The organism is Pseudomonas sp. 2957, assembly GCF_031456345.1.
In the GTDB taxonomy this organism is placed as follows: domain Bacteria; phylum Pseudomonadota; class Gammaproteobacteria; order Pseudomonadales; family Pseudomonadaceae; genus Aquipseudomonas; species Aquipseudomonas siliginis.
In genome coordinates this window covers 113,553-132,914 of the sequence record NZ_JAVDUL010000008.1, presented here as the reverse complement: position 1 = coordinate 132,914, position 19,362 = coordinate 113,553, and the positions used below count along the sequence as shown (strand labels likewise).

13 protein-coding genes are annotated in these 19,362 nt (G+C 60.8%); 5 read left to right on the top strand and 8 right to left on the bottom strand.

Features of this window, described 5'->3' with window-relative positions; translation table 11 throughout:
* Together J2Y39_RS25385 and J2Y39_RS25380 are read left to right on the top strand one after the other, a co-directional pair.
* On the top strand, window positions 1-1,734 hold the full coding sequence (locus J2Y39_RS25385) for a PTS fructose-like transporter subunit IIB (RefSeq protein WP_095180358.1): 1,734 nt from the start codon (window positions 1-3) through the stop codon (window positions 1,732-1,734).
* Window positions 1,735-1,848: 114 nt separating this feature from the next.
* On the top strand, window positions 1,849-3,390 hold the full coding sequence (locus J2Y39_RS25380) for an alkaline phosphatase (RefSeq protein ID WP_305382207.1): 1,542 nt from the start codon (window positions 1,849-1,851) through the stop codon (window positions 3,388-3,390).
* A gap of 466 nt (window positions 3,391-3,856) precedes the next feature.
* On the opposite strand, the gene J2Y39_RS25375 is transcribed toward J2Y39_RS25380, so the two are convergent.
* The 3 genes from J2Y39_RS25375 to J2Y39_RS25365 form a co-directional block, all read right to left on the bottom strand.
* Window positions 3,857-4,225, bottom strand: a complete 369-nt coding sequence (locus J2Y39_RS25375) for an endonuclease domain-containing protein (protein WP_056782898.1) — start codon at window positions 4,223-4,225, stop codon at window positions 3,857-3,859.
* Between the two features lie 225 nt (window positions 4,226-4,450).
* Entirely contained in the window at window positions 4,451-6,979 is a 2,529-nt protein-coding gene (locus tag J2Y39_RS25370) for a sulfite reductase flavoprotein subunit alpha (protein ID WP_310220373.1), read from the bottom strand.
* Window positions 6,980-7,214: 235 nt separating this feature from the next.
* On the bottom strand, window positions 7,215-9,530 hold the full coding sequence (locus J2Y39_RS25365) for a TonB-dependent siderophore receptor (RefSeq protein WP_150743585.1): 2,316 nt from the start codon (window positions 9,528-9,530) through the stop codon (window positions 7,215-7,217).
* A gap of 207 nt (window positions 9,531-9,737) precedes the next feature.
* On the opposite strand from J2Y39_RS25365, the gene J2Y39_RS25360 reads away from it, so the two are divergent.
* Window positions 9,738-10,418, top strand: coding sequence for a Fe2+-dependent dioxygenase (locus J2Y39_RS25360; protein ID WP_024011586.1), 681 nt, complete (start codon window positions 9,738-9,740; stop codon window positions 10,416-10,418).
* Window positions 10,415-11,170 (top strand): tetratricopeptide repeat protein, encoded by a 756-nt coding sequence (locus J2Y39_RS25355; protein ID WP_310220310.1) that lies wholly within the window; start codon window positions 10,415-10,417, stop codon window positions 11,168-11,170. The genes J2Y39_RS25360 and J2Y39_RS25355 overlap by 4 nt, the downstream gene beginning before the upstream one ends.
* A 294-nt stretch (window positions 11,171-11,464) precedes the next feature.
* Here the strand turns inward: J2Y39_RS25355 and J2Y39_RS25350 are convergent, their stop codons facing one another.
* The 5 genes from J2Y39_RS25350 to J2Y39_RS25330 all read right to left on the bottom strand — a co-directional run bounded on the left by J2Y39_RS25350 (window position 11,465) and on the right by J2Y39_RS25330 (window position 16,707).
* Window positions 11,465-12,628: a type III PLP-dependent enzyme gene (locus tag J2Y39_RS25350; protein WP_016771733.1), complete on the bottom strand. Its 1,164-nt coding sequence runs from the start codon at window positions 12,626-12,628 to the stop codon at window positions 11,465-11,467.
* A gap of 654 nt (window positions 12,629-13,282) precedes the next feature.
* The gene (locus tag J2Y39_RS25345; protein WP_016771732.1) at window positions 13,283-14,440 is read right to left on the bottom strand and encodes a betaine/proline/choline family ABC transporter ATP-binding protein; all 1,158 of its coding nucleotides are present in this window, start codon (window positions 14,438-14,440) and stop codon (window positions 13,283-13,285) included.
* Complete coding sequence (locus tag J2Y39_RS25340) at window positions 14,437-15,090, bottom strand: ABC transporter permease (protein WP_039759484.1); 654 nt, start codon at window positions 15,088-15,090, stop codon at window positions 14,437-14,439. Before J2Y39_RS25340 ends, J2Y39_RS25345 begins: the two co-directional genes overlap by 4 nt.
* Window positions 15,091-15,103: 13 nt before the next feature.
* Window positions 15,104-15,997 (bottom strand): glycine betaine ABC transporter substrate-binding protein, encoded by an 894-nt coding sequence (locus tag J2Y39_RS25335; protein WP_236169299.1) that lies wholly within the window; start codon window positions 15,995-15,997, stop codon window positions 15,104-15,106.
* Window positions 15,998-16,017: 20 nt separating this feature from the next.
* The gene (locus tag J2Y39_RS25330) at window positions 16,018-16,707 is read right to left on the bottom strand and encodes an ABC transporter permease (RefSeq protein WP_166554532.1); all 690 of its coding nucleotides are present in this window, start codon (window positions 16,705-16,707) and stop codon (window positions 16,018-16,020) included.
* Window positions 16,708-17,065: 358 nt separating this feature from the next.
* On the opposite strand from J2Y39_RS25330, the gene J2Y39_RS25325 reads away from it, so the two are divergent.
* Complete coding sequence (locus tag J2Y39_RS25325) at window positions 17,066-18,649, top strand: peptide chain release factor 3 (protein ID WP_016771727.1); 1,584 nt, start codon at window positions 17,066-17,068, stop codon at window positions 18,647-18,649.
* The last annotated feature ends 713 nt before the right edge of the window (window positions 18,650-19,362 follow it).

The following is a 19,362-nucleotide window of genomic DNA, read 5'->3' as shown; positions in this document are numbered from 1 at the left end:
ATGAAGTTAGCCATTGTTACGGCTTGCCCGAACGGCATGGTCACCAGTGTGCTGTGCGCGCGCCTGCTCGATGCAGCGGCGCAGCGCCAGGGCTGGAGCACCAGCGTTGAAGTGGTCGATCCGGCACATCCGGAACGCGAGTTGTCGGCGGCGACCATCGAAGCCGCCGAGTGGGTGTTGCTGGTCACCACTGGCGCGGTGGACATGAGCCGGTTTGTCGGCAAGCGCGTGTTCCAGATCGCTCCGGCGCAGGCGCTGCAGGATGTCGAAGCGGTACTGCGTCGCGGTGCTGAAGAAGCCGAAGTCTACGTGGCCAGCGCAGTCGAACCGGCGATTGACGCGCCACGTGCGCCACGCATCGTCGCCATCACGGCCTGCCCGACCGGCGTCGCCCACACCTTCATGGCCGCCGAAGCGTTGCAGCAGACCGCCAAGCGTCTGGGCTATGAATTGCAGGTCGAAACCCAAGGCTCGGTCGGCGCGAAAACCCCGCTCAGCGCAACGGCCATCGCCGAGGCTGACGTGGTACTGCTGGCGGCGGATATCGACGTCGCTACCGAGCGTTTCGCTGGCAAGAAAATCTATCGCTGCGGCACGGGCGTTGCGCTGAAGCAGTCTGAAGCGACTTTGAAAAAAGCCTTGGCCGAAGGCGCTGTCGAAAGTGCGGCAAGCGACGGCAAGGCCCCGGCCAAGTCCGAGAAAACCGGCGTCTACAAGCACCTGCTCACGGGTGTGTCGTACATGCTGCCAATGGTGGTGGCGGGTGGTTTGCTGATCGCGTTGTCCTTCGTGTTCGGCATCACCGCTTACAAGGAAGAAGGCACGCTGGCGGCGGCGTTGATGCAGATCGGCGGCGACACCGCGTTCAAGCTGATGGTGCCGCTACTCGCCGGTTACATCGCCTACTCGATCGCCGATCGCCCGGGCCTTGCGCCGGGGATGATCGGCGGTTTGCTCGCAGGCACTCTGGGCGCCGGATTCATCGGCGGGATCATTGCCGGTTTCATTGCCGGTTACGCCGCCAAAGCCATCGCCCGCTATGTGAAATTGCCGCAGAGCCTGGAAGCGCTGAAGCCGATTCTGATCATCCCGTTGCTGGCCAGTCTGGTGACCGGCCTGGTGATGATTTACGTGGTCGGCAAACCGGTCGCCGGCATGCTCGCCGCGCTTACCCAGTTTCTCGACAGCATGGGCACCACCAACGCGATTCTGCTCGGCGTATTGCTCGGCGGCATGATGTGCGTCGACCTCGGCGGGCCGATCAACAAGGCCGCCTATGCGTTTTCGGTGGGGCTGCTGGCCTCGCAGAGTTACGCACCGATGGCCGCGACCATGGCCGCCGGCATGGTGCCGCCGATCGGTCTGGGCATCGCCACCTTCATTGCCCGGCGCAAGTTTGCCCAGACTGAACGCGAGGCCGGCAAAGCAGCGTTCGTGCTGGGGCTGTGCTTTATCTCGGAAGGGGCGATTCCGTTTGCCGCGAAAGATCCGCTGCGGGTGATTCCAGCGAGCATCGCTGGCGGCGCGCTGACCGGTGCCTTGTCGATGTACTTCGGCTGCAAACTGATGGCGCCGCACGGTGGCTTGTTCGTGCTGGCGATCCCCAATGCGATCAACCATGCGCTGCTGTATCTGCTGGCGATTGTTGCGGGGAGCCTGGTCACGGCGGTGGTGTATGCGCTGCTCAAACGGCCTGAGGCTGTCGAGCTACCGCTGGAGCCCGCCAAGGCCTGACCGACAACACCAAATCCCTGTGGGAGCGAGCAGGCTCGCTCCCACAGGAGTCTGCATTGTCATAGCGGGTTCATACACCCGTGCTTAAGTTTTCCCTTTTGCAGGGAGAACACCATGAGCGATTTCAATCTCGGTCGGCGTCGCGTCATGCAAGCGGTCGGCGCCGGGCTGTTGCTGCCGGGGCTGGCGCCGGCGGTGATTGCCTCGGTCAAGGATCGTCCGCAGCTCACCGACGGCGTGCAGTCCGGCGACCTGCTCGGCGACCGCGCGATGATCTGGAGCCGCAGCGATCGGCCGGCGCGCATGGTGGTCGAGTGGGACACCGGCAGCCTGTTCGGCAACCCGCGCAAATTCGTCTCGCCACTGGCCGATGCGCGCAGCGATTTCACCGCCCGCGTCGAACTCACCGGCCTGCCGGCCAACCAGGCGATTTTCTATCGCGTGCACTTCGAAGATGCCCAGAGCGGCGTCGCCAGCGAACCGTGGTTCGGCCATCTGCGCAGCGTGCCGACGGCCAGGCGCGACATCCGTTTTGTCTGGAGCGGTGACACCGTCGGCCAAGGCTTCGGGATCAACCCGGACATCGGCGGCATGCGCATTTACGAAGCCATGCGCCTGCGTCTGCCGGACTTCTTTATCCACAGCGGCGACACCATCTACGCCGACGGCCCGGTGCCCGCGCAACTGACCACAGAAAGCGGGCGCATCTGGCGCAATGTCACCACTGAAGCCAAAAGCAAAGTCGCGCAGACCCTCGACGATTATCGCGGCAACTATCGCTACAACCTGATGGACGAAAACATCCGCCGCTTCAACGCCGAAGTGCCGCAGATCTGGCAGTGGGACGATCACGAAGTGGTCAACAACTGGTCACCGGGCAAGCAGCTGGATGAGCGTTATCAGGAGAAAGATATCCACAAGCTGGTCGGCCGCGCGCGGCAGGCGTGGCTGGAATATGCGCCGATGCGTTTGCAAGCGGCGGACGGCGGCGGGCGCATTTATCGCAAGCTCAGTTACGGGCCGATGCTCGACGTATTCGTGCTGGATATGCGCAGCTATCGCGAAGCCAACGATGCCAACCTCGGCGCGGCAAAACCGTTTCTTGGCCGCGAGCAGCTGGACTGGCTCAAGCGTGAATTGCAGGCGTCGACGGCGCAGTGGAAAGTCATCGCCGCCGACATGCCCATCGGCCTTGGCGTGCCGGACGGCGAGGTCAGTGCGGGCGTTGCGCGTTGGGAAGCCGTGGCCAACGGCGACCCCGGCCCGGCGCAGGGGCGAGAGCTGGAAATCGCCGAGCTGCTCGGATTCCTGCGCGCGCAGCAGGTGCGCAATTTCGTGTTTCTGACGGCGGACGTGCACTACTGCGCGGCGCATCACTATCATCCGGACCGCGCGGCGTTTCAGGATTTCGAACCGTTCTGGGAATTTGTTGCCGGACCGTTGAACGCCGGCAGTTTCGGGCCGAATCCGTTGGACAAGACGTTTGGCCCAGAGGTGGTGTTCGAGAAAGCACCGCCCGCACAGAACACTTCGCCGTTTGCCGGGTTTCAGTTTTTTGGTGAGGTGAATATCGAAGGGCAGAGCGGCGAGATGAGCGTGGTGTTGCGGGATCTGGATGGTGTAGCAGTGTTTGAGCAGAAGTTGCAGCCTGTTTAATCACGCTGGATCAAAAGCCCCTCACCCCAGCCCTCTCCCGGAGGGAGAGGGAGCCGACCGAGGTGTCTCGCGTTAAGCATCGACCTCGAAGACCGAGGTGATTGTGGCTTTGGATTCAGTGAAGAACGCTCAGGTCGGCGTCGATTTCAAGCATCACCCAATCAGTCACCTCGCCCTCTGGGAGGGAGAGGGCCGACCGAAGTGTCTTGCGTCATGCATCGACCTGGAAGACCGAGGTGATTGTGGCTTTGGATTCAGTGAAGAATGCTCAGGTCGGCGTCGATCTCAAGCATCACCCAATCAGTCACCTCGCCCTCTGGGAGGGAGAGGGCCGACCGAAGTGTCTTGCGTCATGCATCGACCTGGAAGACCGAGGTGATTGTGGCTTTGGATTCAGTGAAGAACGCTCAGGTCGGCGTCGATCTCGAGCATCCCCCAATCAGTCCCCTCTCCCTCTGGGAGAGGGCTAGGGTGAGGGCATTTTCCGCTCTGCCGCAATTCTGATGATCTGCTCCAACACGTCATCCATCTGCTGAAGCACCTCAAGATTGCTGAATCGCACGACGTCGATGCCTTGTTGAGACAGGAAGTTCGACCGGCGCCGATCGTGAACCACCCCGGCCGTCTCATAATGCTGGCCACCATCCAGCTCAATCGCCAATCTCAACTCCACACAATAGAAATCCAGCACAAACGGCGGACATGGAAACTGTCGGCGAAATTTCAGGTTGGCTATCTGCCGGGAACGCAGGCGCTGCCAGAGCAGGTGTTCGCAATCTGTCTGGTTGGTGCGCAAGTGGCGGGCGAATTGGGCGAGGGTCGGGCGGCTTGGCATGGCTTCACGGTCCTTGTGAAGTTGAGTGGAGATTTAACAGTAGCCCATTTCCCTCATCGGAACGCCGCCCGCCCAGCCCTCTCCCAGAGGGAGAGGGAGCCGACCGAGGTGATTATGGCTATGGATTCAGTGAAGAACGCTCAGGTCGGCGTCGATCTCGAGCATCCCCCAATCGGTCCCCTCTCCCATTGGGAGAGGGCTAGGGTGAGGGGCTTTTCGCAGGCGTTAGTAAACATCCCGGCGATAGCGGCCCTGTTCGATCAGGCGTTCGACTTCGGCGCTGCCGAGGATATCGTTGAGCGCCTGGTCTACGCCTGAGGCCATCCCTTGAAGGCTGCCGCAGATATAAATGACGGCACCATCAGCCAACCACTTCTTCAGTTCATCCGCCGACTCACGCAAGCGATCCTGCACATAAACCTTCTCAGCCTGATCCCGCGAAAACGCCAGATCCAGCCGCGCCAGATCGCCATTGACCAACCACTCCTCGAGCTCGGCGCGGCAGAGGAAGTCGTGCTCGCGGTTGCGCTCGCCGAACAGCAGCCACTGCCGTTGCTGACCATCGGCAATGCGTGCCTTGAGCAGGCTGCGCAGGCCGGCGAGGCCTGTGCCGTTGCCCAGCAGGATCATCGGCACGGGTTCGTTCGGCAGGTGGAAACCGCTGTTGCGCCGCACGCGCAGGCTGATGCTGCCGCCCACAGGCGCATGCTCGGTGAGCCAGCCGGAGCCTATGCCGAGGCTGCCGTCGTTGTGCTGTTCCTGACGCACGATCAGCTCCAGCACGCCGTCAGCGGCAATCGAGGCGATGGAGTATTCGCGCATGGCCAGCGGCACCATCGCGTCGACCAGCGACTGCGCATGCAGGCCGACCAGATGCGCGCGGTGTTCGGGCAGTTGGCGTGAGGCGAGGGCCACTTCCAGCGGCTCGTCGATGCCGTTGACCTTCACCGGTGTTTCGCCACGGATGCCGAGGCCGTCGAGGAAATGTTCGATCGCCCACGGGCAATTGCGTGGCAGCACTTCGACCAGGTCACCGGCCAGCCAGCTGCGGGTGTCCGGGGCTTTGAGGCCGAGCAGATAGACCGGCGCGCCGCTGCTGTCGGGGTTCATCAGTTCGCGCCGCACCAGCGTCCAGTTGTCGTAGCTGGGTGCTTGCCAGGTTTCGCTCGGCGCCTGTCCGGTGAGCTGGCCGAGTTGCGTTTGCCAGTGACGCAGCGCGTAGGGATCGGCGCTATCGACCTCCACCGGGGCGAACAGCGTCTTGCCGCCGTGCTCGCCGAGCCATTGATGCAAGCGTTTGGCGAAGCCACAGAAGTGCGCGTACTGCCGATCGCCGAGGCCGAGCACGGCGTAGTTGAGGCTGTCGAGTGTCGAGGCTTTGGCCAGCACTTTGCGCTCGAAACCACGGGCGCTGTCCGGCGCTTCGCCGTCGCCGAAGGTGCTGACCACGAACAACGCGTTATTGGAATCCCGCAGATCCTGTTCGCTGAGATTGGCCAGCGGCTGCACGTTGACCGGCAGCCCGGCGGCCTGCAATTGCCCGGCGGTCTGCCACGCCAATTGTTCGGCGAAACCGCTCTGGCTGGCGAAACCGATCAGCCAGGCCGAAGCCTCGGCGGACGGTTGCGCGAGGCCTTGGCGGGCATCCTTGATCTGCTTTTTCTTGCGCCGACGGTCCAGATACAGCAGCCAGCCAGTGATGAAAAACAGCGGCATGCACACTGCTGCGATCGTCACGATGATGCGCCCGACAAGGCCGAAATAGCTGCCCACGTGCAGCGCATAAATGCTGGTCAGCAATTGGGCCTTGAAGCTTTTGTCGGCATAGCGGTCGACGCGTTTGACCACGCCGGTGGCCGGGTCGAGGGTGATCTGGTTCAGCGCGCGGTCATGGGGCGAGCTGTCGAGCAGGTAGAACACCGTCGCCGGCTGGCCGGCCACCGCCGGCATGCGAATGTTGTACGCGGCCAGACCCGGGCCGGCAGCGCTGTAGATGCTGCTCCACATCGCTGCGTAGTCGGCGGTCGGTGCCGGACCTTCCGGCGCCGGGCCGCGACCGCCGCGCACGCGTTCGTTTTGCGGCGCGTCGGAAAGCAGTCGGGTCAGGCCCTTGTTGTACCACTCGTACGACCATGACAAGCCGGTCAACGCCAGCAGCAGATAGACCAAAAGGCACCAGGTACCGGCCACCGAGTGCAGATCCCAATTGAACGCGCGGCCCTTCTTTTTCCAGTCCAGGGTCAACCACACGCGCCAGCTGTTCCACTGGCGTGGCCAGCGCAGATACAGGCCGGAGAGGCAGAAGAACAACAGCATCAAGGTGCAGGCGCCGGTGATGTTGCGCCCGGTGTCGCCCATGGCGAGAAAACGGTGCAGTTGCAACATCAGGCCGAAGAAGTCCTGGCCGGTGGCATCGCCCTTGAACTCGGCGGTGTACGGGTCGAAGTAGCGCATTTCGCCACGTCGTTCGCCCTTGGGCGGGGTGAAGAACACCCGTGCGGCGTGACCGCTGTCGGTCTCGACCCAGAGCATCGCGACTTTCTTGCCGGACGCAGCTTCGATGCGCTCCACCAGTTCCACTGGCGGCAGCACGCCGGCGACCTGTTTTTCCACCTGCAGAACGGACGGATTGAGCGCGCGCAGGATCTCGTCCTGAAACGAATAGGCCGCGCCGGTGATGCCCATCAGGGCCAGCACCAGCCCTGCGGTGATGCCAAAAAACCAGTGCAACTGGAACAGGGTTTTCTTCAACACTTCACTCGCCGTCCGTTCGGAAATTGTCATCACGGCGCGCATTATGCCGTGGGTTATCAAGAAGCGTTTTGCGTAACACACGAAAGCCCCGTTCAACTGAATGAACGGGGCCGAGCCTCGCGGCGCATTCCCTGTGGGAGCGAGCCTGCTCGCGAAAGCGGTGTGTCAGTCAGCATCAATGTTGCTGAAAGATTGCCTTCGCGAGCAGGCTCGCTCCCACAGGTATTCACATCGGTCAGAAGTGGAAATTGGTGCTCAACAGCGCCGTGCGTCCCGCCGCCTGATTGGCGAAGTGGGTCGAGAAGGCTTTGTCGTAATAGGTTTCGTCGGTCAGGTTCTGCACGTTGAGTTGCAGGTCGACGTTCTTGGTCAGCTTGTAGGCCGCCATCGCGTCGTAACGCACGTACGAATCGACCATCGTGGTGTTGGCGACACTGCCGTAGACGTCGTCGACGTAGAACGCGCCACCACCGATCGTCAGCTTTGGCGTGACCTGGTACGTGGTCCACAGGCTGGCGCTGTTTTTCGGTGTGTTCGGCAGATCGTTGCCGTCGTTGGCACGACCCAGCGGGCCGCCATCAACCTGTTCGCTGTCCATGAAGGCGTAACCGGCGAAGACTTGCCATTTGTCGGTGATCTTGCCGCTGGCCGACAGTTCGAAGCCTTGCACGCGGGTCTTGCCGGCGTTCTCGTAGGAACTGGTATCGACTTGCACGCGAGCGTTTTCCTTCTCGGTGCGGAAGATGTCGGCGGTCAGTGACAGGCGATCATTGAGCAGATCCCACTTGGTGCCGATTTCGTAGTTCTTGGTGGTTTCCGGCTCCATGTCGCTGCTCAGCAGGTTGCCGCTGCGATCCGGTGTGCCGCCCAGCGGGTTGCCTTCCTGACCTTCGCCCAAGGTGTTGCCCGGCGGTGTCGCCGAGGTCGCATAAGAGGCGTAGATGCTGCCGTTTTCCGCCGGCTTGTAGACCACGCCGAACTGACCGGTGACGAATTCGCTGGTGTCATCGCCCTTGGAGGTGGTGGTCCCTGCGGCGTTGTAGGTTTTGTAATCGGTGTCGAAGTGGTCGTAGCGCAGGCCCATGTTCACCAGCCATTGCTCGGACAATTCCAGCGTGTCGAACACGTAGAGCGCGTAGGTGTCGGCCTGGGTGTCGGTACCGGCGTAGTTACGCGAGATCGCGCCGTTCCACGGATCGTTCGGGTTCGGGTTCGACAGCGAGGTGCAGTTGTAACCGCTGGCGGCGCCGATCAGGCCCGGGTTGCAATTGGTGGTGACGGCGCTGGTGCGCGGCGTGGTGTCGGTGTTGACGTTGTACGAGGATTTCTCGCTCTGCTCACGGGTGTATTCGACACCGGTGGAGAAGCTGTTCTTGAAACCGCCCACGTAGAAGGTGCCGAACAGATCGGTCTGGTTGGTGGTGGTTTCGGTGTTGCTCACCCGCGTGTTGGCCCGACGCCAGACGCTGCCGTTGTTGACGTTGCCCTTGCTGTCGTCCGGCTGGGTGAGGATGTAATCCTGCATGCTGCTGCCGTGGCGCAGGGTGTTCTTGATGGTCAGCGCGTCGTTGAGGTCGTGCTCGATGGCGAAGGTCGCGGTGTCGGTGCGGCCCTTGCGGAAGTCACGATCCAGACCATAGAAGTTGTCGTGATCGCCACCGGCGTACGGCTTGTCCGGATTGGACTTGGTGCGTGCGGCCGATCCACCGGTGGGAATGGTGTACGGGATGCCCGAGTCCGGGGTGTCGTTGCTTTCCAGATGGTAGTAGTCGAGGTTGACGCGGGTATCGGTGCCCAGGCCGAAGGCCAGCGATGGCGCGATGCCCCAACGGTCGTAATCGACCTTGTCGCGACCGGCGACGTTGCTCTCGTGGCTCATCAGGTTGAGACGGCCGGCAGCGCTGTCGCTGAACTGATAGTTGCCGTCGAGGGTGTAGCGCTGGGTCTGGTCGGAGCCGTAGGTGAAGCCGCCGTCGAACGAGTTGCCCAGATGGGCTTTCTTGCTCACCAGGTTGATGCTGCCGCCGGCGGCGCCGCGACCGCCAATCGCCGAGTTCGGGCCTTTGCTGACTTCGATGTTTTCAACAGCGAAGATTTCGCGGCTCTGCGAACCGGTGTCGCGCACGCCGTCCAGGTAAGTGTCACCCTGAGCATCGAAGCCGCGAATGAATGGACGGTCGCCCTGCGGGTTACCGCCCTCACCGGCACCGAAGGTAATGCCCGGCACGGTACGCAAGGCGTCCTGCATATTCAGCGCGCCGGTGTCCTTGAGCACTTGTTGCGGGATGACGGTGACCGAGCGCGGAGTGTCGACCAGCGGTGCGGTGTACTTGGGCGAGGAGGCTTTTTCGACCTGATAGGAGGTCGAGTCCTGGGCTTCACCAGTGATGGCGGTGGCATCCAGGGCAATGGCGTTGCCGGAAGTTTTGCTCTCGGTTTTTTCCGCCGCGAAGACCATCTGCCCAGCGGAGCCGGCGGTGATTGCGACACCGATTGCCGAGGCGAGCAGACGTGGTGAACTGACCGGTAATTGTGCGTGTTGACGTGCCATTTTTATTCCCCTCCCCAAGGATTTGAGGCGGCGGAATATAGGGTAAACAGGTATTCGTATCAATTGCGAAACATTGTTATTCGCATTGAATTTACATTCTTTACAATTTGCCCTTACGGTTTCTGCCCGTTCATTCGTCTTGCGGGTTTTACACGGTCAATAAGAATCAATACCATTGCCGCCTTCTTGCCATCAGGTGACATCGCCATGCTGCTGCACATTCCCGGGCTGTTCGCAAAAGATGAAGTGCAGCGCATCCGCCAGGCACTGGAGCAAGCGGATTGGGCCGACGGCAAGATCACCGCCGGCTTCCAGTCGGCCAAGGCCAAGCACAATCTGCAACTGCCCGAAGGCCACCCGCTGGCCAAGGAAATCGGCGCGGCGATGCTCGAGCGGCTGTGGAAGAATCCGCTGTTCATGTCTGCCGCACTGCCGCACAAAGTCTTCCCACCGCTAGTGAACTGCTACACGGCCGGCGGCAGTTTCGATTTTCACATCGACAACGCCGTGCGCCAGCCCAAGGGCAGCATCGAGCGGGTGCGCACCGATTTGTCGGCTACGCTGTTTTTCAGCGAACCGGAAGATTACGACGGCGGCGAGCTGGAGATTCAGGACACCTACGGCACCCAGCGAGTGAAGCTGCCGGCCGGCGACATGGTGTTGTATCCGGGCACCAGTTTGCACAAGGTCAATGCGGTCACACGTGGTGCGCGTTATGCCTCGTTTTTCTGGACGCAAAGCCTGGTGCGCGAAGACAGCCAGCGCGCGTTGCTGTTTGAAATGGACGGGGCGATTCAGCAGTTGACCCAGGACGTTCCCGATCACCCTTCGCTGATCCGCCTCACTGGCACTTATCACAACTTGCTGCGGCGCTGGGTCGAGGTATGAGTTTCCAGTTGCGCCGCGAGGAAGTTCTCGACGCCGCCGGGTTGGCGGCAATGCTTGAAGAAAGCCCGGCTCGAGCGGCGCAGGCGATTTTGCTCGCGGCGGGCGAGGGCGAGGTTGAAGCGCAGGCGTTGCTTGGGCAGATCCTGCTGGACGGTCAGGGCATCGCGCAGGATCAACCGCTTGCATTGCGCTGGTTCGGCATCGCCGCCGGTCGCGGGCATCTGATGGCGCGCAACATGCTCGGGCGTTGTCATGAGCATGGTTGGGGTTGTGCGGCGGATGCCTCGGTCGCGGCGCAGCATTATCGAATCGCTGCCGAGGCGGGGCTGGACTGGGCGATGTACAACCTGGCCAATCTACTGGCCACCGGGCGCGGGGTGACGGTTGATCATCAGCAGGCGCTGGCGTTGTACCGGCGCGCGGCTGAGTTGGGTCACGCGAAATCGATGAATCTGCTGGGGCGCTATCTGGAGGAAGGGCAGGTGTGTCCGGCGGATCCGCTGGCAGCGCGCGAGTGGTATCGGCGTTCGGCTGAGGGAGGGGATTTTCGTGGGCAGTTCAGTTATGCGGCGGTGTTGGCGGCTGAGGGGCGGGTTGATGAAGCGGTTGTTTGGCTTGAGAAAGCCTTGGCCGGGGGCAATCTTAATTTTCTGCGGGTGGCGAGCCAGACGCTGGCTGATGCGACAGGCTTGCGAATTCAGGCGATGGCTAGTCGGTATGCCGCTCGGTATGCAGAATTGCAGCGCGGCTGAAACCGCCGAGCCCTCACCCTAGCCCTCTCCCAGGGGGAGAGGGAACCGACCGAGGGATGCTTGGGAGGTACGCCGACCTGCAATGGTTTTGCCGAATCCATAATCGCCAAGGTGGTTCAGGTCGATGTCGGACGGAAGACCACTCGGTCGGCTCCCTCTCCCTCGGGAGAGGGCTGGGGTGAGGGGCTATGGTATCTAGTACAAAAAACCTCCCCAGCCGAACACCCACAAAAAAGCCCACAAATTCGTGGGCTTTTCACTTGCAGCTTGCAGCTAGAAACTTGCCGCTGCCTCTTAAACGTAAAACGACTTCAGCGGCGGGAAGCCATTGAACTCGACCGCGCTGTAACTGGTGGTATACGCACCGGTCGACAACCAGTACAGACGATCACCAATCGCCAGGTTCAGCGGCAGGCCATACTTGTAGTTCTCATACATGATGTCGGCGCTGTCGCAGGTCGGGCCGGCGATGACGACTTCTTCCATCTCGCCTTTCTTCTCGGTCCAGATCGGGAACTTGATCGCTTCGTCCATGGTTTCGATCAGGCCGGAGAACTTGCCCACATCCGTGTAAACCCAACGCTCGACAGCAGTGCGCGACTTGCGCGCAACCAACACCACTTCGCTGACCAGAATACCGGCGTTGGCAATCAGCGAACGGCCCGGCTCGAGGATGATTTCCGGCAGGTCATCACCGAAGTCTTCTTTCAGGAAGCGGATGATCTCTTCGGCGTAGGTTTCCAGGCTGTTGGTACGGGTGATGTAGTTGGCCGGGAAGCCGCCGCCCATGTTGATCAGCTTCAGGTGAATGCCGTCTTCTTCTTTCAGGCGTTCGAAGATCACTTTGACCTTGGCGATCGCCGCGTCCCAGACGCTGATGTCGCGCTGTTGCGAGCCGACGTGGAACGAGATGCCGTACGGCACCAGACCGAGGTCGCGAGCGAGGATCAGCAAGTCCATGGCCATGTCGGTCTGGCAGCCGAACTTGCGCGACAGCGGCCAGTCAGCAGTGGTCGAGCCTTCAGTGAGGATGCGCACATAGACTTTCGAACCCGGTGCAGCCTTGGCGATGTTGCGCAGGTCGGCTTCCGAGTCGGTGGAGAACAGACGCACGCCTTTCTCGTAGAAGTAGCGGATGTCCTTGGATTTCTTGATGGTGTTGCCGTAGCTGATACGGTCCGGGCTGACGCCGCGATCCATGACTTTGTCCAGCTCGTAGATCGAGGCGATATCGAAGCTCGAACCCTTGTCTTTGAGCAGGTCGATGATCTCGACGGCCGGGTTGGCCTTGACCGCGTAGTAGACCTTGGCGAATTCGAAACCGGCGCGCAGGTCATCGTAGGCCTGGGCGATCATCGCGGTGTCGATCACCACGAACGGGGTTTCCTGTTTGTCGGCGAACGCCTTCATTTTGTCGAATGTAGCGCGCGCGAAATAGTCTTCGACCTGGATCGACATGCTGGGTGCTCCTATGGGCAAACTCGTAAAAACAATGGGTGCATGAACGCCCTCCGTATCCCCACTTTGGTTCGCCTACTTCCCAAGGCATTGCCGCCGAAAGCAAAAAGGCCCAGAGATGTGCGGTTATCCCTTGGCCTTGCTGTCTCGTCGTCAGTACTTGAGCCGGATGGATCGTTTCCAGCATGGACGTTCGGCGCGAACTTTAGGGCGTGAGGGGCGCGAGATCAACTAAAAATGTCGCGTTTTTGCACGCTTCTGACGTGCGTCGCGTTCATCACTCCTTCTACCCGACCGAGATGACGGGCAGATGTTCCCGGCGAATTTTCGAGTGTTAAACATATCTGCACGTTCGTGGCTTTTGTCGGCTAGATCACAGGTAAGTGTGATAGCGGCAACATCGGCGACGTTGGCGTCGAGAGAGGGTGTTGAAGGGGGATTTGGACCTTGAAGAAGCTGAATTGACGACGCTCTTGCAGGAGAGGCTGTTGAGATTCTTTGTCACCCAGTGAAGATCAACAAAATTACGTAGATCCTGTGGGAGCGAGCCTGCTCGCGAAGGCATTTTCACAGCCGCCATCAGCGTCGACTGATATTGCGCTTTCGCGAGCAGGCTCGCTCCCACAGGGATCGGGTTTCAACCGCGTAGATGGTTTACGCGACCACGGTCTCAGCCGGCGAGACGATACTGGTCTTCATTCCGCGCGAACGTCCCGAGCTCAGGTACGCCGCGATCGATTCCTGCGTCACTTCACCGAGGAATACCCGTTCGGCATCCATCACCGGCAGCCAGGCGCGGTTGAACTCGTACATGCGCGACAACAGGATGCGCAGGTGTTCGTCGTACGCTGCGGTGGCGTTGAACTCGCGCAGGAATTGCGCGCAGGTGCCGGTCTGGCGATGCAGGTCGCGACGGCGCACGTAACCCAGCGCCTTGTTCTCGGCGCAGGTAACCACCACGTAGCGACGGTCGTGCTCGTCCATCAATTCCAGCGCATCGGCCACTGGCGTCTCCGGACTTACCGACGGCGCGTTGTCCGCCGCGTCTTCGGCTTTCACCAACAGCAGGCGTTTGAGCGTGCTGTCCTGACCGACGAAATTGCTGACGAAATCATCCGCCGGATGCGCGAGCAGGGTGTCCGGGTGGTCGATCTGCAGCAGTTTGCCGGCGCGGAAAATGGCGATCTTGTCGCCCAGTTTGATGGCTTCGTCGATGTCGTGGCTGACCATGATTACGGTCTTGTTCAGCGCGCGTTGCATCTCGAAGAATTCGTTCTGGATCATCTCGCGGTTGATCGGGTCGACCGCGCCAAACGGCTCGTCCATCAACAGCAGCGGCGCATCAGCGGCCAAGGCGCGGATCACGCCGATACGCTGTTGCTGACCACCGGACAGTTCACGCGGGTAGCGATGCAGATACTGCTTGGGCTCGAGCTTGATCATGCTCATCAGTTCGCGGGCGCGGTCGTGGCATTTCTGTTTGTCCCAGCCGAGCAGTTTCGGCACCACGACGATGTTTTCTTCGATGGTCATGTTCGGGAACAGACCGATCTGCTGGATCACATAGCCGATGTTGCGGCGCAGGGTCACCTCGTCGAGATCGGTGGTGTCTTCGCCGTTGATGAGGATCTTGCCCGAGGTCGGTTTGATCAGGCGGTTGATCATTTTCAGCGTGGTGCTTTTGCCGCAACCCGATGGCCCGAGGAACACGCAGATCTCGCCTTCATTGACGGTCAGGCTTACCGAATCCACGGCTTTGACATCTTTGCCGTTGCTTTGGAAAGTTTTGCTGAGGTTTTGAAGTTCGATCATTTCAGGAGTCCTTTTGGAGTCAACGAGCGTTGCAGCCATTGGAGAAACAGGTCGGCGAAGATCGCCAGAAGACTGACCAGCAGCGCGCCGACAATAAGCATCGACATGTCACTGCGGCTGATGGAGGCGAGGATCAACACACCGAGGCCGCCGGCGCCGATGGTCGCGGCGATGGTCATCACGCCGATGTTCATCACCACGGCGGTGCGCACGCCAGCGAGGATCACTGGCACCGCAATCGGCAGTTCGACCATGCGCAGGCGCTGGCCGAAGGTCATGCCGATGCCGCGCGCAGCTTCGCGGATGCCCGGTTCAACGCCGGTCAGGGCGAGGTAGGTGTTGCGCATGATCGGCAGCAGCGAATAAAGGAACACGGCGGTGATCGCCGGCAGCGGCCCCAGGCCCTGGCCGAACTTGGAATAGAACGGCAGCAGCAGACCGAACAGGGCGATCGACGGCACGGTCAGCAGCACCGTGGCGCTGGCCTGCAGCGGGCCGGCGAGGGTGGGGAAGCGTGTCATCAGGATGCCCAGCGGCACGCCGATGACGATCGCCAGGGTCACGGCGATGCCGACCAGAGTGATGTGCTGCCAGGTCAGGTGCATCACCTGCTGCCAGTCGAGATGGGAAAAGGCGTTCAGAAATTCCATGACTTCTCCTCTCTTAATTCAGTGGATGCTGGCGCAGGAAATCGGCGGCAACGGACGAAGGGCTCTCGTGGTCGACGTCGACCCGCGCGTTGAGCTGGCGCATGGTTTCGTCGTCGAACAGTTCGGCCAGCGGCTTGAGTTGTTCGGCCAGTTTCGGGTTGGCATCCAGCGTGGCCTGACGCACCACGGGAGCGGCGGTGTAGTCGGGGAAGTAATGCTTGTCGTCTTCCAGCAATTTCAGGCCGAAGGCGTTGAGACGGCCATCGGTGGTGTAGACCAGACCGGCAAACACCTGACCGTTGCGTAGCGCGGTGTAGACCAGGCCGGCGTCCATCTGGCGGATGTTCTTGCGGGTCAGGTTCATGTCGTAGAGCTTGACCATGCCGTCGAGACCGTCGGAGCGGTTGGCGAACTCGGTGTCCAGCGCCACCAAGTGGTTGGTCTTGGCCTCGGCGCGCAGCACTTCGTTGAGCTGGCTGATGTTGCCGATCTGCGGATATTGCTCGGCGATTTTTTTCGGCAGAGCGAGGGCGTAGGTGTTGCTGAATTTCGACGGCGTCAGCCAGATCAGGCCTTTTTTCGCGTCGAGTTCTTTGACCCGGGCGTAGGACTGCGCGCTGTCGAGTTTTTCAGTGACGTGGTTATAGGCCACCAGCGACACGCCGGTGTATTCCCAGAGCAGGTCCAGCTGGCCACTTTCGTGGGCGCTGCGCGCGAGGTTGCTGCCCAGACCGCCGGTGATTTGCGCGTCGTAGCCTTTGCTGCGCAGGTATTGCGCGGTGATTTCGGCGAGCAGGGTCTGCTCTGTGAAGACCCGGGCGCCGAGGCGGATGACCGGTTTTTCAGCGGCTTGCGCGATTCCTGCGAACAGCAGGACGCAGCCTAAGATCAAGCTAAGTCGTTTCATAAATATTCCTTCGCAAAGCCTTAAGACGGGCGCAGACCGCGTTCCAGCCAGAGACGGCTGGCGAGGGTGACCACGCCATCGAGCAACAGCGCCAACAGCGCGGTGCACGCGGCGCCGAGCAGCAGTTGCGGCTGATTGTTCAGGGCGATGCCGGGGAAGATCAGGCTGCCGAGGCTGTTGGCGCCGATCAGGAACGCCAGCGGCGCAGTGCCGACGTTGATCGCCAGTGCGACCCGCACGCCACCGACGATGATCGGCACGGCGTTGGGCAATTCGACTTTCCACAGCACTTGGCGCGGCGTCATGCCGATGCCGACAGCGGCTTCTTTCAGCGAGCCCTGAACATTTTTCAGGCCTTCATAGGTGTTGCGCACAATCGGCAACAGCGAGGCGAGGAACAGCGCGAAGATTGCCGGACCACTGCCGATGCCGAGGATGCCCAGCGCAATCGCGAGCACGGCCAGCGGTGGCACGGTATTGCCGATATTGAAGATTTGCATGAAGCGTTCGGCGCGGCCGACCATGCTCGGGCGGCTGAGGAAGATACCGGCGGGAATGCCCACGACAAGGGCGGCCAGCATGGAAGCGAGGACGAGAATCAGATGAGCTTGCAGGTAAAACAACAAATCGTCGCGGTAGTGTTCGATCGTGTTGATGCCGATCCAGTGGACCAGCAGGGCCAGGAGCGCGATCACCACCGCACCTCCCATCAGCCCTTTGCCATAGCGGATAGCCACAGGCGGACTCCTTTTTTTGTAGTCGGCGAGCGCAGTCCCGTGTGGCATGCCAAGCCTTGGCTGCCGGGAGCGTCGTTCGCGAAAAGTAGCCGTTTTTCAGAGCCGGCAAAGCGGTCTGAAAGCGAGCCATGAGCGCAGCCTCGTCAGGCTAACTTGCTGATTTTTCAGCCCCTGACGAAAGTTCGTAACAGGGGATGGACGTCTCCGTGCTTTAAAAGGTTCCCATCTGCGGCAGCATTTGGCCACCCTTAATGTGCTCAACGGTTCGGTTATTGCGGCGAGTTGGGCTATAATCGCGGCCCTTTTTTGAATCACCGCCAGGCGATTTCCCATGACCCAACAGGCCGCCGAAGTCGCGAAACGCCGCACTTTCGCCATTATTTCCCACCCCGATGCCGGTAAAACCACAATCACCGAAAAGCTCCTGTTGATGGGCAAGGCGATTGCAGTGGCCGGTACGGTGAAATCCCGCAAATCCGATCGCCATGCGACATCCGACTGGATGGAGATGGAGAAGCAGCGGGGTATTTCCATTACCACGTCGGTCATGCAGTTCCCCTATCGCGAACACATGATCAACCTGCTCGACACCCCGGGCCACGAAGACTTCTCCGAAGACACCTACCGCACCCTGACAGCGGTGGACTCGGCATTGATGGTGCTCGACGGCGGTAAGGGCGTAGAGCCACGGACCATTGCGCTGATGGACGTCTGCCGTCTGCGTGACACGCCGATCGTCAGCTTCATCAACAAACTCGACCGTGACATTCGCGACCCGATCGAACTGCTCGACGAAATCGAAGCAGTCCTGAAGATCAAGGCTGCGCCGATCACCTGGCCGATCGGTTGCTACCGCGATTTCAAGGGCGTGTATCACCTGGCCGACGACTACATCATTGTCTACACCGCCGGTCACGGTCACGAACGCACCGAAACCAAGATCATCGAGAAGCTCGACTCCGACGAGGCGCGCGCGCACCTGGGCGATGAGTACGAGCGCTTCATCGAACAGCTGGAACTGGTGCAGGGCGCCTGCCACGAATTCAACCAGCAGGAATTCCTCGACGGCCAACTGACCCCGGTGTTCTTCGGTACGGCGCTGGGCAACTTCGGTGTCGACCACGTGCTCGATGCTGTCGTCGATTGGGCGCCGCGTCCGCTGGCCCGTGTGGCCAACGAGCGTACTGTCGAGCCAGTGGAAGAGAAGTTCTCGGGCTTCATCTTCAAGATCCAGGCGAACATGGACCCGAAACACCGCGACCGCATCGCCTTCATGCGTATCTGCTCCGGCAAGTACGAAAAAGGCATGAAGATGCGCCACGTGCGTACCGGCAAGGACGTGCGCATCGGCGACGCCCTGACGTTCTTCTCTTCCGAGCGTGAACAGCTCGAAGAAGCCTACGCTGGCGACATCATCGGTCTGCACAACCACGGTACGATCCAGATCGGCGACACCTTCAGCGAAGGCGAAGTCCTTGGTTTCACCGGTATTCCGCACTTCGCCCCGGAACTGTTCCGTCGCGTGCGTCTGCGTGATCCGCTGAAGTCCAAGCAGTTGCGTCAGGGCCTGCAGCAGTTGGCGGAAGAGGGCGCGACGCAGGTGTTCTTCCCGGAGCGCAGCAACGACATCATTCTTGGCGCCGTCGGTGTACTGCAGTTCGATGTGGTCGCCAGCCGCTTGAAAGAGGAATACAAGGTCGAGTGCTCGTATGAGCCGATCACTGTGTATTCGGCGCGCTGGATCGAGTGCGACGACAAGAAGAAGCTTGAGGAATTTTCCAACAAGGCGGTGGAGAACCTCGCGCTGGATGGCGGTGGTCACCTGACTTACCTGGCGCCGACGCGGGTGAATCTGGCGTTGATGGAAGAGCGCTGGCCGGATGTGAAATTCCGCGCGACGCGTGAGCATCATTAAGGTTTGAGGTGTTTTTCTGAAAGCCCCTGAGGTGTAGGCCTTGGGGGCTTTTTTATGGGCTGCCGCTTTTGGTCTTGGCGGCCGTTGGGCCGACCAGGCTGTTGGGGTTTTGGGTGAATATCCGTTGCTGCGGGGGCTGCGGCTGGCGGTTTCGCCCTTACGGCGACTTACTTTTTTACAAGCGCCTAAAAAAGTAAGCAAAAAACGCTTGCTCCTGCGTTCGGCCCTCGCAGGCTCGGGTTCCTTCGCTCCGGGATCGATCCGGGCGCAGCGGCTCCGGTTTGCTTCGCTGCACCTCCTTCCGCTGTGTTCGACTTCGTCGAACGGTCGCTGCGCTCCCACGCCCGGATCAATCCCTCCACTCAGCCTTCCGACGTCGCCCGTGGATCAAAAGCAAGATCAAAGGCACTCGAGCTTGCGCTCATTGTTTTGAGTGGTGAGAAGCGTGTGGTCTGCTTTGGATCTGTGTTGGATTCGCCCCTCATCGGAACGCCGCCCGCCCAGCCCTCTCCCGAGGGAGAGGGGGCCGATTGATGATCTGTCCAAATCCCGAGTTCGGCTCGGTATTTCAGGTCGGCGTACCTTGCCCAAGCGACCCGGTCAGTCCCCTCTCCCTCCGGGAGAGGGTTAGGGTGAGGGGCTTTTGATCTTTAACGCCGCGTGAAAAATCAAGTTGAATCCGGGCGCGGCGATTTTTCCGTAAAGCGTTTTCC